Here is a 14,890-nt window from a genome sequence, read left to right as displayed (position 1 = left end):
CATGCCGTTGGAAAACATCAGCGACGTGATTCGCGCCGGCATGACCTACGAGCGTACCCGCGCCGAAGTAGCCGGTTACAACCTGGCGCTGGCCAATGTGGCGCTCAATCCAGGGGACGCTTCGCCGCTGCTAAGGGTCGCCGCGCCGTCGAGCTTTGCTGCTCAAGTGGGCCTCAGCCAACCCAATATCCAACCGCAGTTGGGCAACGATACTCGCGTGGTGCAAGACCCCAGCCATCCCATGGCCGACGAAAACGGCATGGTGCATTACCCGAAAATCGAGGCGGCCAACGAAATGGCCACCCTGGTTTCGGCTACCCGTGCCTATGAGGCCAATATCCGCGCCTACAACAGCTTGCGTGCTATGTCGCTCAAAGCCTTTGAAATTGGAAAGTGACCATGACTACCGCGATATCACCTATTGCCTGGATGCCTGAAGGCGCCGCCGCCACTTCGACGATCGGCGAGCCATCTGCCACCGATTTTGGCGCCTTGCTGAAATCCGGCAGCACCGGTTTGACGGAACAGACCAACCGCGCCAGCGAGCTGCTTTCGGCTTATGCCGTCGGCGAGAACGTCGCCACCCATGAGCTGGTAATGGCCATGGAGCAGGCGAAGCTGTCGTTGCAGCTGGCCGTTGAAGTGCGCAATCGCCTGGTAGATGCCTACCAGGAACTGACTCGGCTGCAGATCTAACCCATGGAAAATCAATCCTTGTCTTCTCCCTTCGCTGGCCGTTCCGGTCTCTTCGTCGCTGGCTTGGTCCTGATCATCGGCCTGTTTACAGCTGCTGCCTGGTGGTTGTTCAAGCCCAGCTATGTCGCGCTTTACAAGGATGCCAGCGAGGCTTCCCAGGCGGAAATTCTCGCCACCCTGGGTCAGTGGCAGCTGCCGTACCGGATCAATGCCAAGGAAGGGCTGATCGAGGTGCCTGCGGAAACCATCGCAGCGGCGCGCATGCACCTGGCCGAGTCCGGTATTCCTACTCGCGCAGGCGTTGGCTTCGAACTGTTCGATCAGGCCGACTATGGCATGTCCGAGTTCAGCCAGAAGATCAATTACCAGCGCGCGCTGGAGGGCGAACTGGCGCGTACGGTGATGAGCATCTCCGAGGTGCAATATGCCCGCGTACACCTGACCTTCAAGAAGGCCGGGCTCTACCAGCATGCCGAGGAACAGGCCAAGGCTTCGGTAATAGTGCGCTTGCGCTCTGACGCCATCCTCAACACGCAACGGGTACGCGGCATTCAGCAATTGGTGGCCTCGGCAGTCGAGGGCATGGACCCTGAGCGCGTGGTGGTGCTCAATGAGGACGGCCAGTTGCTCAACCAGGCCGACGGCGCAGCCTCCGCCCCGGAATATTTGCAGATGGCCGCGCAGATCGAGCGCGATTTGCAGACCAAAGCCGAACACCTGCTGCGCCGGCCGTTGGGCAGCGCAGGTGCGGAAATCTCGGTGCGGGTGCAGATGAATTTCGACCGTATCAAGTCGGTTCGCGAGCTGCCGCTGGGCGGTGGCAAGGAATCGCTGCGGCATGCCAAGGAAGTCAGCTCCAGCGAAACCTCGACCGGTAGCGCGGACGGCAAACGCACGCAAAGCACCCGCGAAACGGAATACGTAATCGGCAAGGAGCGGGCGGAGATCGAGCACGCTGCCGGCAAGATCGAGCGAATCAGCGTCGGCGTGGTGCTGACGGCGGCGCTGGCAGATGAAGATGTGAAGGAAATGCGCCGCTTGCTCGAGGCCGCACTGGGGCTGGATGCGCAGCGCGGCGACCAGTTGGTGATCGCCTATATCCCGGAGAATCCGCTGGCGGCGGTAGAGGCTGAAACAGCCCAGCCGATCAAAGCGCCGATAGCCACTGCTCTTAGCCAGCCTGAAGTAGTCATTGAGGAGCCGGCCGCACAGTTGCCAGCCGATATGCCCTGGTTGCGCTGGGGCGGCGCGGCGTTGGCCGCCGTGCTGTCGCTGGCTTTGCTGCTGCTCTGGTCACGGGCGCGCACGCGCCGGGTTACGGTGATCGAGCAACCACGCTTGTCGTCCGTCGAGCGTGAGCAGTTGCTGGTGGACTTGCGCCGCTGGCTGGTGGAAGGACGCTAAGCCATGGGAATTTCTCTCCTGCGCAAACTGGCTATCCGCCTGGCCTGTATCCACGCCGAAGATCGTGAGTGGATTCTGGCGCAACTCGACGCCTCCGAAAGGCAGCGAATAGACGACCTGTTGCAGGAAATCAATCTGCTCGGTCTGGCTGCCGACCCCTCGGTGGTGAGTGCCGTGATGGCGGAACTGCTCGAGCGGCCGTTGATTCCAGCGACACCCGGTACATCGCTGGCCGCCAGCGTAAGCCGCGCGGAACATCCGTTCTGGTGCGGGCTGCTCTTGCAACTGCAGGAACAGGCGCAGCGGCGCCAGCTGATCGACGCTCTACCGAGCGCCGCAGCGGTTCGTCGCTGGGACAATGCCTTTGCCAAACAGCCGGTGCCGCCAGCTCTGGTGCAAAGCCTGCGTGGCTATTTGGACGGCCAGTTGGACGGCCAGGTAGAAGGGCAAGGGAGTGACGATGCAAGAGCCTGATTCGAAAAGCACGGCTGACGCGGGCGTGCTGCGGCAACCGCAACAAAGCCTCGGCACGCGCCGCCTACCTGGGTTGCATAGCGGCGGAGCGGCGCCAACTGCTGCGCCGGACGCGCGTAGCCACACGCTGGATTCGCTGCGTGGCACCTTTGCCGCCGAGCTGGCCCTGCTTGCCGACGAGGCCCGGCAAAGCGGCCTGGCCGCGGCTCGTGATGCCGCAAGCAAAGCCCTGGCCGAACAGCAGCAAGAACAAGCCCGCCAGTGGCAGAAAAAGGAAAGTGCTCTGCGTTTGGCCCTGGAGCAGGAGCAACAACGCCTGAGCGATCTGGCACAAGCGCTGGCCAAACACAGCGAGCAAGCGCTTGAAGCCATGCAGCCAGTGGTGGGTCGCCTGGCGTTAGCAGCGGTGATGCGGGTACTCGGCCAACACTTGGTATCCCGTCCCCTGGTCGCCGACTTGGCGGCGCAAGCCATTGAGCAATACCGGCTCAGCAAGCCGTTGCGCATCCGCGTATCGGCCGCCGATTACGCCAGCCTCACTGCGAATGCTGCAGAAGAAGGCCGCTTTGCCTGTTTTCAGATCGATCACGACGCCGCCGCTGGCAGTTGCCTGATCGATTTCGGCACGGGGCAACTGGACGCTGGCCTGGAAACCCAGTTGGCTGCGATCAAACAAGCGCTACTGCAAGACGCGCAAGGGGAAGGCCGTGTGGCGCACGCTTGAGGAGCAGCTAATGCCGCGCCTGACCCAAGCCAACCTGTGTCGGCGGCTGGGCCGTCTGACCGCCATCCAGGGCATGGTGCTGGAAGCCACCGGGCTCGACGTCAAGCTCGGTGAACTGGTGGATATCCTGCCGGCCCGAGGTGGTCGCTCGATTGTCGCCGAGGTGGTTGGGCTGCGTAGCGAGCATGCGTTGCTGATGCCTTATGGCTCGGTCGATGGCCTGTGCCTAGCCAGTGAAGTAGTCGCGCGCGGAGAGGCCTACAGCGTGCCGGTCGGTGCGGCATTGCTCGGTCGTGTGCTCGATGCTACTTGCCAACCTCTCGACGATTTGCCGTTTCCCCAGGGCCTAAAACGCATGCCGCGCTTCGTCGAGCCTATCAATCCGCTGCATCGCGCGCCCATCGACAAGGCGCTGGTGACCGGCGTTAAGGCCGTGGATATTTTCATTCCCCTGGGGCGCGGCCAGCGCATCGGCATCTTCGCCGGCAGCGGCGTGGGCAAGAGCACCCTGCTGGGCATGATGAGCAAGTACACCGCCGCAGACGTTATCGTCATCGCACTGATCGGCGAGCGCGGCCGCGAAGTGGGCGATTTTATCCGCGAGAGCCTCGGCCCCGAGGGTTTGAAAAAAGCCGTGGTGATTGCCGCAGCGGCAGAACAGCCAGCCGTGTTGCGCCGCCAGGCCGCCTATACCGCCACCACCATCGCCGAATGGTTCCGCGCCCAAGGCAAGCATGTGTTGCTGATCATGGACTCGATCACCCGCTTCGCCCTGGCGCAACGCGAGATTGGCCTGTCCACCGGCGAACCTATGGGCAGCCGCGGTTATCCGCCGTCGGTGTTCGCCTTGCTGCCGCCGCTGATGGAGCGAGCCGGCAACCTCGGTGGGCAGGGCTCGATTACCGGCGTCTATACCGTGCTGGTGGAAGGCGACGATATGAACGAGCCAGTGGCGGACCATATGCGCGCCATTCTCGACGGACATATCGTGCTCAGCCGCAATATCGCCGCCCGCGGCCATTGGCCGGCCATCGATGTGCTGCACAGCATCAGCCGCCTGGCCGGCTCCCTGCGCAGCAAAGAACAGAAAGATGCAGTCGAGCGCGTTCGCGGCGCCATGGGCACCTACAGCAACAGCGAAGATTTGATCGAGTTGGGTGCCTACGAAAAAGGCAGCCACCCGCTGCTCGACAGCATGATCGAGCTAAAGCCCGAGGTGGATGCCTTGCTCAAGCAATCTCCGCAAGAGCATCACCCGGTCGAGAAGTCCTGGCAGGCCGTGCAGCAGCTGGCTCGTCAATTGAGCAAGGGAGCTGGCCATGCAAGATAAGCAACGGAAACTGCGCCAGCTCGATGCGGCCATGCGCTTGCGCGCCCTGCAGCGGGAAAAGGCCGAGCTCGGTCAGGGCCGGGCGCGTCGCGTACTGAACGACGCGGAGCGCCTGCTGCGTGACGAACAGGCTTGCTACGCCAGCATTCTGGCCAAGGCCCAGCAGCAAATTGGCTCCGGCGTGCTGCTCGACCCCTTCCTGCACGAGCAGCGCCTGCTGACCCAATTGGCCGCCCACAGCCAAGTGCAGGAACATAAGCAGCGCGTTGCCAGCGCCCGTGCCGAACACCAGCACGCGATGCAGGCGTTGCTCAAATCCAAGGTCGATGAAGATGTCGCCGGCAAGGCCCATGGCCGGGTCGCCGACGAATTACTGCAGTACGCGCGCGGCCAGGAACAGATCGATATCGCTGACGCGCAACAAGCTCAGGGAGGCGCCCATGGACTTTAGAGTGGAAGTGTCGCTGTGGAACCGGCAGGGCAACAACAATGGCCAGCCAGCCGCGCAGCCCAATGTCGCCGCTAATTTCAGCGACAAGCTGGGGCTCAAAAGCCAAACCCAGACGCAAGAACAGCCCCGCGATTCAGCCGGGCAGAGCTCTCAGCAGGACGGCCCGCGGGCCGATGTGCCGCTAGCCGAAGCTGCGCTGTTGCCAAGCGAGACAGTCGCCGATCAGGCCCAGGCAGCATTGTTTCAACAACGCCAACTGGCGCAGCTGCCAGGCGTGGTTGAGCTGTATCCGCTGGGCATGCGGGCCGGGCAACACCTGTCCCATCTGCCCTATGGCTTTCTGCAGAGCGCGGAGCAAGCCGCTCAGGGCTACAACGCCATGGCCGAGGTTCAGCGCACGCCGGTTGTTATGCCGGCCCCGGCCGCGCAGCAAACCGCTACCCAGGTGCAGGCCAGCGCCGATGCATTCGCCAGCAACAGCAGTCACCAGGTCTCGAACTCCGATGGCAGCGAGGCAATCTTCGACGAGCAGCTAAGTCGTTATCTCGCGCAGAAATGGCCGCAGCGCAGCAGCTTGGTGTTGCCGCGTGGCAATGGTATCGAACTGCTGATTCGCGATTACCACCTAACCTCGGACGAGCAAGAATCGCTGGTCGACGAGTTGTTGGTGCGCATGCACGCCCAGCCCGAGCAACCAGAACAAATATGGATCAATGGGCGCTGCGTTTGGCAGCGGCCCTCCTCATTGAGTATTCAAGGAGAGAAACAGCATGGCCATTGAAGCTATTGGCAGCCCTCTGGCATCGACTACTTCCGAGCTTGCTCAGAGCCGTCTTGGCCAGGAAGACTTTATCAAGCTGTTCCTTACAGAGTTGACGTTCCAGGATCCCCTGGAGCCGATCAATAACCGTGAGTTTCTTGCTCAGATGGCGCAGTTCGCCAACCTCGAGCAAACCCGTATTACCAACGAGAACACCAATAACCTGGTGGCCATGAATGCTACGGCACAGTCCCTAGGCTTGTTGGGGCGTCAGGTTGAGGTGAGCACCGAATCGGGCGGTTCCTTGATTGGCTCGGTTGCGGCGATCGCCTTCTCCGCGGCGGGGCCGGTGCTGACCGTCAATGGCGCTAACGGCACTGTACTGCCTGATGTGCGGCTCTCGCAGATCAAACTGGTCAGACTTTAAGGAGGCGTGATGCTACAAGCATTCTTCAACGGTATGAGTGGTCTCTTTGCCTTTTCCAAAGGCTTGGACAACGTCTCCAATAACGTTTCCAACATGAACACACCAGGCTACCGTGGCAATGACACTTTTTACCGCAGCATCAATGGCCAGGATGGCCAGGGCCTGGGTGCGGGCATTGCCGGCACCGAGGTTCGCACCAAGGCAGGTGAAACCCGCCAGACCGGTAACGACAGCAACGCCGCTATCACCGGGGCGGGTTATTTCGTGCTGCACAACGCGCAGGACGAAGTGTTTTTTACCCGCGCCGGGCAGTTTGTCGTCGACAAGGATGGTTACCTTGTCGAGTCGGTAACCCAGAATCGAGTCCAGAGTATCGATGCTGCCGGAAACCTGCAGGACATCAATATCCAGTCACAGCGCACACTGCCACCAAAGCCCACAACGCGTGTGGAAATGGTGGGCACTCTGGCGCGTAGTGGGCCAACTGAGTCATCGCATCAGATTAATACCCTTAAAGTTTTCGACGCCTCTGGCTCTACACACACCCTCACAGTCAAATTCGAAATTCAGCTGGTACCGGAGAACAGTTGGCAAGTTGAGGTGGTTGATGCACAAGGGGTGATACTGCAAACGGGGCTCATTACCTTCGCCGCAAATGGCAGTCCATTGGCAGGCTTCAACACCATTAGCGTGCCGCTGACCGCGAATGGTGCCACCCAAAATATCCTATTGGATTTTGGTACACCCGGTAGCTATAACCTGGCTTCGCAGGTTGCCAGCGGTCCGAGCCACACTCTGGGGGCTAAGGTTGTCGATGGCAGCGCAGTTGCAGGTCTGAGCACCTTCAATTTCGACGAAAAAGGCATTATCAAATTCACCTACTCCAACGGTGAAAAGCGTGACGGCAGTCAGTTGGCCTTGGCTGATTTTGCCGATCAACGTGCGCTGATTGCCGCAGAAAAATCCCTCTACCGTGCTCCAGACTCCTTGCGGCCGCAATTTGGCCGCGCAGGTGAGGCACAGTTTGGCCGCATTCAAGGCGGTTATCTGGAGTTGTCGAACATCGATCTGGCCCAGGAGTTTGGCGACATTCTTATCATTCAGCGTGGTTACCAGGCCAGTTCGCGGGTTATGACGGTTTCCAATGAGTTGCTTGAGCAACTCTACAACGGTACACGTGGGGGCTGACCGATGAGACGCTTGGGTTTTCTGGGTAAAAGCCGTTTGGATGCTGCGAGCAAGCTATTCCCCGAGGCGGTCGCTAACTGGCGCGCACAGTGGTGCTTTGTCGACGAGCAGGTCCCTTGGCTGAGTCAGTGCAGCGACGAAACCGCGCTGGCCAAGCAAGAGGCCGTGACTTCCCTGGCCTGGCAAAAAGCCCAGGGCCGTGCCGGTTCGATCTGGCTGGCGGGGCAGCAGCCCGACGCCTGGCGGCAGCTGCTGTTCGGCGTTCACGCGAAGAATATTCCAGAGGATGCAACCGCCCGGCACTTGCTGGTCCAGGCACAGCTGGCCCTGGTCAATGCACTGTTGGCTGAGCTGCAACAAGCGCCTTTCGAGGACTTGGTTGCCGAAGCGCCCAACGCGCCGGGTGGTTTGTACAGCGACAGGCTTTTACTGAACATCGCCGGGCCGGACACGCAGCTTTATGTGCTGCTCGATGCCGCTTTGCTGGAACAGCACTTACCGTCGTTGCCGACTCTGCCTGCTCTGGTTAATCGCCAGGCGGCTATAGGCAAAGCGAAGATTAAATTGCATGTACGTCTGCCGCTGGCCAGCCTCGCCCTTGGGGAGATGAATGACTTGCAGGCGGGTGACATCCTGCGCGCGCGCACTGAGTTGGCTCAACCATTAAGGCTAACAACCGAGCAAGCCAAGGTCGTGGCCGAGGGCTATCTCGCGCGCCATCAAGATCACCTCGCATTGCAATTAACTAAATAATTCTTGCCGTCAAAAATTCAGGAGCAATAACCAATGACTACTGTGGTTGATCATATCGAGCTGGATGAAGCCCGACCGGTGGCGAATAGCCAACTCACTCCGTTGATCAAACGAGATATGGGGCTGATCAAACATGTCATGGTCGAACTAAGCGTCGAGTTGGGTTCAGCGGAACTGAGTGTTGACGAGTTGTTCAACTTGAAAGCCGGCGATGTCGTCAAACTGCTCACGCAGGTGAACGAGCCTGCCACCCTCAACCTCGATGGCAAAGCCATAGCGAGGGGCACTTTAGTGGCAGTGGACGATAACTTCGGTATCCAGTTGACTGAAATACTGTGAGTGCCACAACGCTACCTGCGAGCCCTAGTGTTGCCAGCTTGCCCGTAGAGGCAACGCAGCTGGCGCTGCGTACCGACGACCCGGTTTCCCTCGCGCTGATCATCAAGGTGATGCTGATCACCGCGTTGTTGCTGGCCGCAGTCTATTTAGTGCTGCGCTGGTACGCCAAGCGCGGCAACCTCGGCGTGCTGCCTGCCCAACAGGCGCAGTTGCAGTGCACCACGGCGCTACGCCTGTCTGCGCGGACCAAGGTGTACCTGCTGAAAACCGCATCGGCCGATTTGCTGGTGGCCGAATCGCTGACCGGCACCACGGTTACCGTCTTACCGGCCCAGCCTGCGGGCACGCCCCCTCTCGCAAAAGCCCCTCTACCAGCAGAGCAGCCTTAGCCCGCCATGATGTTTATCAATCGTATTGTGATTGCTGCCCTAAGCGTTGTTCCCGGCGTGGCCCTGGCGGCCGATGAAACGCCCAGCTGGGAAAGCTTCAGCGCCACCTCGTTCGGCTCGCCGGTCAGCGTCTTCGCCCTGATGACGCTGCTCTCGCTGATACCCTTCGGCATGATTGCCCTGACCACCTTCACCCGCAATATTGTCGTGCTCTCGCTGGTGCGCCATGCTCTGGGCCTGCAGCAAACGCCGCCGAATATCGTGCTGATCGTGCTGGCGATGTTCCTCACCCTGTTCGTGATGGCGCCGACCCTGCAGCAGGCTTATGACGCCGGCGCCAAGCCGTTCCTGGCTCAACAGGCCTCGCTAGAAGAGGCGGCGCAAGCGAGCTGGTTGCCTTTTCGTGACTTTATGGTGCGCCAGACCCAGGAGTCCGACCTGACCCTGATTCATGAGTTGGCCAAAGAGCCGCTGCCCAAGACCTTGGAAGAGCTGTCGCCGACCCGACTGATCCCGGCCTTTATGCTCAGCGAGTTGAAACTGGCATTTCAGATCGGCTTTATGATCTTTCTGCCGTTTCTAATTATCGACCTGATCGTCGCCTCGATCCTGATGTCGCTCGGCATGATCATGGTGCCGCCCATTACCATTTCCTTACCGCTGAAAATCATGCTGTTTCTGCTGATCGATGGCTGGGGCCTGATCGCCCAGACCCTGATCCGCAGCGTGGGCTGAGCCGCGCACCCGCCATGGCCCTAGCCGAAACTGCAGAGCCCACGCAGAGCGACGAAGAGCAAAAGCTCTGGCGGAACTGGCTCGCCACTAAAGAGCTGGCCACCCGCAGCCAGCTATTTTTCTTCCACAGCCCCTGGCTGCGCACCCTGGCCGGCTACCTGTACAGCCGCTACCCGCACCCCCTGGCCGAATGGGCCGACTACCTCAATCTGGCGTCCATTGGCTTGCTACAAGCCATCGACGGTTTCGATCCGCTGCGCCAAGTGCGTTTCCGCAGCTACGCCGAGCCCTTTATCAAGGGCGCGGTACTCAAGGGCCTGTCCTGCTACGTCAAAGACAGCCGCCCTGTTAGTAAGGACCGACTCGCCAGCATCAGCGGTGCCAACTGCTTCGCCGACACCGATGCCGACCTCGAACTGGTAGTTAACGCCGCCGTCGACCTGGCCTTCGGTTACTTCCTTGAACTCGGCGTACTGGATCAGGAACCGGTCGATAACGACCCCCTTAGTTTCTACGCCCAGGAAGCCCGCGACGACAGCCTCAGCCAACTGGTGGGAAAACTCCCGGCTAACGAACGCCAGGTGATTGTTGGTCACTACTACCAGCACCTGAGCTTTGTTGCGCTAAGCGAATTGCTAGGGGTCAGCAAATCACGGGTATCGCAGATTCATGCGCAGGCGTTAAAGAGGATTCGTAGGGGGTATGAGGAGCAGGAGGGGATGGAGGTAAGGTGGTAAGGCGTGGCGGTGGGCAAGCTCAGAGTGGCTAGCACGCGGTCCCTGAAATGCCTGCAGCGCTTTCGAGCACACATGGGCAACTTTAGGATTGTGTTGAGCGAACCTATACTCATCGTATCGCAGCAGGTTACTAGAACCCGCTTCAGGAGAGCACAACTCAGTCCGGAAGCATGGCAATCTAAAACTAGAAAACGAAGAAGTGCGTCAAATATAAGGCCTAACCCCGTGCCTTCCGATCGACAGCTTAACTGATCAAAAAATAATCACTACGCCCCCCCCCCTTTAGCTGAACGGTGAAGTTGTCCAGGATCCTATATCCAGTTGGCCGTAAAGCTGCTCCGTTAAGTAAACTGCATTGCAGCGCTACTGCTGGGCTTTTCTATTCAATAGCTTTCCTCTTCTAATCCATCAATAAACTCATAAAAATTATCTGCAATAATTTGTAAATTACTATATGTCGAAGAGGATTCAGTTAGCCCCTCTTGCTCATGATCCCAGAAATACACTTTACCCGCATCCTCTCCTTGAAAAGAGAGGCAAATCAAGTTGCCTCCAGGATCTTCTCCGATTGGGAGAATGTTTTCAGGCAATCTTTTTGCCAGAGTATAAACCTCATAATTATATTCAATGCTCTCATCCGTCTCGGCTGAAAAAGCAAAGAGGTAGCGCACCAATGACTCAGAATAAGGCCCATCAACACCTTTAAGCTTAAAAACACACCTTTCTTCTGGGTCGCCTCCATTGTGATCAAGCATAAAGCCACGATAATCTTCCGGCAACTTGCTTCCCAATGCCTCCTCAAACCTCTTAATAACATCTTCATTAACGGAATCAGCAATAGGAGTAACTTTAATTTTCATCACCCACCTACTCTAAAAATGGATTGGCTGCATTACTCTTCGGCATGTAATCAAAGCCAAACGCTTTTTGCCATATTGATACACCACCTGTATGCGGAGAGAGTTTGTGAACATCCGTCCGTACTAACTGCATAACCCCTAAATCTTGATGGTGATGCCAAGTAAAGTTTTTAGGTGTAGATTTAGCAGTACTGCCAAATCCTGCAAGCTGATTTGCCAAAGCAAAATCGTGATTCCTATTACCCGTCAGCTTGAGATTTACAGTATTGACTCCTTTATCATAAAGGAATGGACCAAAATCAGGGAACCCCTCAGCATCATAAATAACACTCAAGTTATTCACATTTTTGTTGCTGGATTTAAGTGTCACTGTAGTTGTTCCATCCACGTTGGTAGTTATGTTACCAATGTTTGTGTTGTCCGATGTTGGTTTTCGTGGTTTTACCAAGTTCGATCTAGCAGCATTTATTTCAGCATAAATTTTTGCGGTATCTGGATCCAGCTCACCTGTTATGCGCACATTAGAGGCAATTGATGTCTTGTTTGGAACAATCGGTACATCTTCATTAACCTCACCCAACCGCCGCAAGGGCTGAGTGGTTGCTGGTCTCAGGTTATCGAGCTTCGCTCCTAGCCTCAAGGCATTCGGGGCCAGCAAGCGTGAGGCACCTACCCCGTAAGGACCAAGCTGAGCCCCTAAAACGAAGATATCCTGACTTGCCTGATCAAAGGTCCGCCCACTTACCGCCGAGTAAGCGATTGGGGTGATGTTGAGTCCTGCCCATGCGGCATTGATCCCATAGGCGCCAAGGTTGTAGAGGCTCGCCCCTGCAGCATTTGCCATATCAAGAGCAAAATAGCCGGAGTTAAATTCAGCCCTATTGGTGCCCAGAAGATCTGTATCGCTATTTAGACTGGCCGAAAATAGAGGACTCAATCCCTCTGCCTCCTGAGGGCCACCTAATGCCTGGGTGATAAGTAAAGTCGGCGCATCTCCACGCCCATAGGCAAGATCAAAATTATCAATCTGGCTTCTACGCCACGCGTCATATGGAAGGGCTGCATCAGAACGTTGTCCTGGCTCCATGCCGTAATAGCGGGCATAAGCCTCTTCACCAAATGGATCTCCTGCGGCTGCTAGTCTGTTTTGATTTACTTCACTAGTACCCGCTCTCTGCATCTGATCCACGGCAAAATTTGCCAGCGTATTACCAAACGCATCCGCTGCGACCTGGCCATAGTTAGGCCGCGAGCCGCCGAACCATTTGTCGTTGATCGCCGCTGAGGCATGGGCGCTGATTTGACCTTTAATCATCGCCCCAGGCATGCCACCAATACCGCTGCTGTTGCCAACATACCCTCCGATGTTGGCACCCACCACTGAAGCGGCCAGTCCGCTCCAGCTGAATGTGGTATCCAGGCCGACGATGCGGTTAATTGCCTGGCTACTGGCGTAATTGAATACGCCCTGTGCCGTATACCCGTATTTAGCATGTGACATGGCTTGGGTGGTTTTTTGCGCCAAGGTCCCTAACTGTCCAGCCTGCGCCAGTCCGGTCATCCCTGCTGTAACGCCGGCAGTCAATCCACCTGCAGCGACCTGTCTCCAGGAGAAGTCATCCACTACCCCCATGGCCTTTCCCGCCATTTGTGAAGCGGCGCTCCCAACAGCCCCGCCAATAGCTGCCGCACCAACTGCTGCCCAACTACCACCAGCCAATGCTGTCATGCCCGCGCTAGCCAACCCTCCCAGGGTGCCGACAGCCCCAGCTGCTGCCGGTGCAATGGCAGCCAGTGCGGCTCCCGCCGTGAACACAGTCACCACAACAGCCACAACCACCATCACTACTTTGGCAATTCCACCGCATTTATTTTTTTTACCCTTTGGCGGAGGTGGCGGGAGCGGTTTGGCGGTTGGAGTGGTGTTGCCGATGATTTCGTCTAGGTTGTAAGGCTTGAAGGTGGTCGCGTCGTTGTGAGTGCTGCTTACTACGTTGGGGATTTTCAGGCTATCGCCAGGTGGAAGTACGGCGCTGGTGGCGAGGCCGTTGGCGTCGGCGATTAGGTACCACATCTTCGAGTCGCCCCACAGTGTCTGGGCAATACTGGCCAAAGTATCGCCTTGATTGACCACATAACTACTGGGTGTGCGAGCCGGATAATCTGGTGAGATAGGGGTAAAGGTGTCGGTGATTTCCGGAGTGCTAGCTCTGCCATACCGGGCCAAAGTTGCGCCCTGTGTATAAATAAAATTCTGATAGCTAGTTGAAGATGTCCCCCAGTACTTGTTTATTGCAAAAACATCTCCACTGCGATTAGAGATGAAGTGACGCGCATCATTATTGTTAATGTTAATTGCTTCTAGCTGCCCACGGTCAGAGTAATAGAAATTTGTCTCCCCAGGAGAGCTGTAAATGCTCAGTGTTGCGATAGTGCGCTGATCTTTATAGGTATCGAAAAGCTCGTAGGTTTTGAAATTATTTCCTCGATAATTTATGCTCCCGCTGGAAGTATAAATCACATAGCGATATGACTTTTGATTACCTACTGCGTCAAGCATACCTGCTTCGTTAAAATAGCTCGACTGTGAGTTTTTTTGCACGCCACTGGCAATAGTATAAGTCAGCTGACTGGCAGCCTGGCCGTCACCGCGATAGCTATAACTGGTAGAGCCGGTTGCAACGCCACTAGCATTATAATCAACTTGGCTCTGACGGTTGCCACGAACATCATAAGTGCTGGCAAAGACCAAGCCTGCAGCACCAATAGCATTAGCCTCCTGCGCACTGTCAGCATTTAATCCCCGCGTTATTTGACGCATACTGGAACTCAGCACTTGGCCAAGGTCGTTGTATGCGTATTCGTTGTGCTGATAAAACTCGGAGGAGCTGATTGTTTTTTGCCATTGCTCCGATGATAGTCGCCGCCCGTTAGCATCATAGCTCAAAGCCTGGCCCTTACTCAGAGCACCGACCTTGCCCGCGACCACTTGATTATTGGAATTCTTATATCCATCTATTACCAGCACGCGCCCTTCCAGGTCGTACTTATACCAGTTGTCTATAACCTTGCGAGCACCCAAATGGTCCGTAGTGTCTAAATAGGCTTGACGACGATTACCTAATTCATCAAATTTATATTTTAGAGTATCGATTCGTGCGGTATTTACAGCAGATACCCATGAATCAGGTTGGGTGCCGGCAGGGGCTTTGACCTCCCTCAACCTACCCTGCTCATCAAAGTTATAACGAACTTCTGACGCGCTATCGAAAGCACCAAAGCCACTGGAGTTTACGGTGTTTATTTCTCTTAATTTGTTACCTGAGAGGTCATAACTATAAATACTGGTTTGAATACAGAACTCTCCTTTGAAAATCCTACTAGACTCGTCAGTAATGGATTTGGTCATGCCGTTGGCATAATATATATAAGTCCTGTTTGGCAAGACTGCATAACTGGGTGGCCCTCCAATTAAAGGTGGCATGCCCAACGCTTCTTTAATTACCTGCCCAAACCCGTTGTAGGTAAATGTATAGGTCCTGCCTGCCAGATCCTTCCTTACACTAAGCCTTCCGAAGTCCGCCGCGTTGTAGGTCCACGTCAGCGTATTGTTGAGCCCATCC

At 56.8% G+C, this 14,890-nt stretch carries 17 protein-coding genes; 15 read left to right on the top strand and 2 right to left on the bottom strand.

Going from position 1 to position 14,890, the window contains the following annotated elements; genetic code table 11:
- Window position 1 precedes the first annotated feature (1 nt).
- Genes AACY25_RS20695 through AACY25_RS20625 form a run of 15 tightly spaced genes read left to right on the top strand, consistent with a single transcriptional unit; the run spans window position 2 to window position 10,407 of the window.
- Window positions 2-397, top strand: a complete 396-nt coding sequence (locus AACY25_RS20695) for a flagellar basal body rod protein FlgC (protein ID WP_269383601.1) — start codon at window positions 2-4, stop codon at window positions 395-397.
- Window positions 398-399: 2 nt separating this feature from the next.
- Window positions 400-696, top strand: coding sequence for a flagellar hook-basal body complex protein FliE (fliE, locus tag AACY25_RS20690; RefSeq protein WP_339527236.1), 297 nt, complete (start codon window positions 400-402; stop codon window positions 694-696).
- A gap of 3 nt (window positions 697-699) precedes the next feature.
- Window positions 700-2,100 (top strand): flagellar basal-body MS-ring/collar protein FliF, encoded by a 1,401-nt coding sequence (fliF, locus tag AACY25_RS20685; RefSeq protein ID WP_339527235.1) that lies wholly within the window; start codon window positions 700-702, stop codon window positions 2,098-2,100.
- Between the two features lie 3 nt (window positions 2,101-2,103).
- Window positions 2,104-2,574 (top strand): hypothetical protein, encoded by a 471-nt coding sequence (locus AACY25_RS20680; RefSeq protein ID WP_339527234.1) that lies wholly within the window; start codon window positions 2,104-2,106, stop codon window positions 2,572-2,574.
- Entirely contained in the window at window positions 2,561-3,298 is a 738-nt protein-coding gene (locus AACY25_RS20675) for a FliH/SctL family protein (protein ID WP_339527232.1), read from the top strand. Before AACY25_RS20680 ends, AACY25_RS20675 begins: the two co-directional genes overlap by 14 nt.
- Window positions 3,299-3,308: 10 nt before the next feature.
- Window positions 3,309-4,628, top strand: coding sequence for a FliI/YscN family ATPase (locus AACY25_RS20670; RefSeq protein ID WP_339527230.1), 1,320 nt, complete (start codon window positions 3,309-3,311; stop codon window positions 4,626-4,628).
- Window positions 4,618-5,079, top strand: a complete 462-nt coding sequence (locus AACY25_RS20665; RefSeq protein ID WP_339527228.1) for a hypothetical protein — start codon at window positions 4,618-4,620, stop codon at window positions 5,077-5,079. Before AACY25_RS20670 ends, AACY25_RS20665 begins: the two co-directional genes overlap by 11 nt.
- Window positions 5,069-5,860 carry a hypothetical protein gene (locus AACY25_RS20660; RefSeq protein WP_339527226.1) on the top strand — a complete coding sequence of 264 codons (792 nt, stop codon included), beginning with the start codon at window positions 5,069-5,071 and terminating at the stop codon, window positions 5,858-5,860. The genes AACY25_RS20665 and AACY25_RS20660 overlap by 11 nt, the downstream gene beginning before the upstream one ends.
- Window positions 5,850-6,266 carry a flagellar hook assembly protein FlgD gene (locus AACY25_RS20655; protein ID WP_339527224.1) on the top strand — a complete coding sequence of 139 codons (417 nt, stop codon included), beginning with the start codon at window positions 5,850-5,852 and terminating at the stop codon, window positions 6,264-6,266. The genes AACY25_RS20660 and AACY25_RS20655 overlap by 11 nt, the downstream gene beginning before the upstream one ends.
- A gap of 9 nt (window positions 6,267-6,275) precedes the next feature.
- Complete coding sequence (flgF, locus tag AACY25_RS20650; protein WP_339527222.1) at window positions 6,276-7,454, top strand: flagellar basal-body rod protein FlgF; 1,179 nt, start codon at window positions 6,276-6,278, stop codon at window positions 7,452-7,454.
- A gap of 3 nt (window positions 7,455-7,457) precedes the next feature.
- A complete protein-coding gene (locus AACY25_RS20645) occupies window positions 7,458-8,207 on the top strand; it encodes a FliM/FliN family flagellar motor C-terminal domain-containing protein (protein ID WP_339527220.1) in 750 nt (249 codons plus the stop codon).
- Window positions 8,208-8,240: 33 nt separating this feature from the next.
- A complete protein-coding gene (locus tag AACY25_RS20640) occupies window positions 8,241-8,546 on the top strand; it encodes a FliM/FliN family flagellar motor C-terminal domain-containing protein (protein WP_269383587.1) in 306 nt (101 codons plus the stop codon).
- A gap of 38 nt (window positions 8,547-8,584) precedes the next feature.
- On the top strand, window positions 8,585-8,935 hold the full coding sequence (locus AACY25_RS20635; protein WP_339527217.1) for a hypothetical protein: 351 nt from the start codon (window positions 8,585-8,587) through the stop codon (window positions 8,933-8,935).
- Between the two features lie 6 nt (window positions 8,936-8,941).
- Complete coding sequence (gene fliP, locus AACY25_RS20630; protein WP_339527215.1) at window positions 8,942-9,670, top strand: flagellar type III secretion system pore protein FliP; 729 nt, start codon at window positions 8,942-8,944, stop codon at window positions 9,668-9,670.
- A 14-nt stretch (window positions 9,671-9,684) separates the two neighbouring features.
- Window positions 9,685-10,407, top strand: coding sequence for a sigma-70 family RNA polymerase sigma factor (locus AACY25_RS20625; protein WP_339527213.1), 723 nt, complete (start codon window positions 9,685-9,687; stop codon window positions 10,405-10,407).
- Between the two features lie 383 nt (window positions 10,408-10,790).
- On the opposite strand, the gene AACY25_RS20620 is transcribed toward AACY25_RS20625, so the two are convergent.
- Both AACY25_RS20620 and AACY25_RS20615 read right to left on the bottom strand, forming a co-directional pair.
- Entirely contained in the window at window positions 10,791-11,267 is a 477-nt protein-coding gene (locus AACY25_RS20620) for an SMI1/KNR4 family protein (protein ID WP_339527211.1), read from the bottom strand.
- A gap of 7 nt (window positions 11,268-11,274) precedes the next feature.
- Window positions 11,275-14,676 (bottom strand): HNH endonuclease, encoded by a 3,402-nt coding sequence (locus tag AACY25_RS20615; protein ID WP_339527209.1) that lies wholly within the window; start codon window positions 14,674-14,676, stop codon window positions 11,275-11,277.
- Between the last annotated feature and the right edge of the window lie 214 nt (window positions 14,677-14,890).

Source organism: Pseudomonas sp. EA_35y_Pfl2_R111, from assembly GCF_963970955.1.
Lineage (GTDB): Bacteria > Pseudomonadota > Gammaproteobacteria > Pseudomonadales > Pseudomonadaceae > Aquipseudomonas.
The sequence above is the reverse complement of the archived record's forward strand: the minus strand, read 5'-3'. Positions and strand labels throughout refer to the sequence as shown.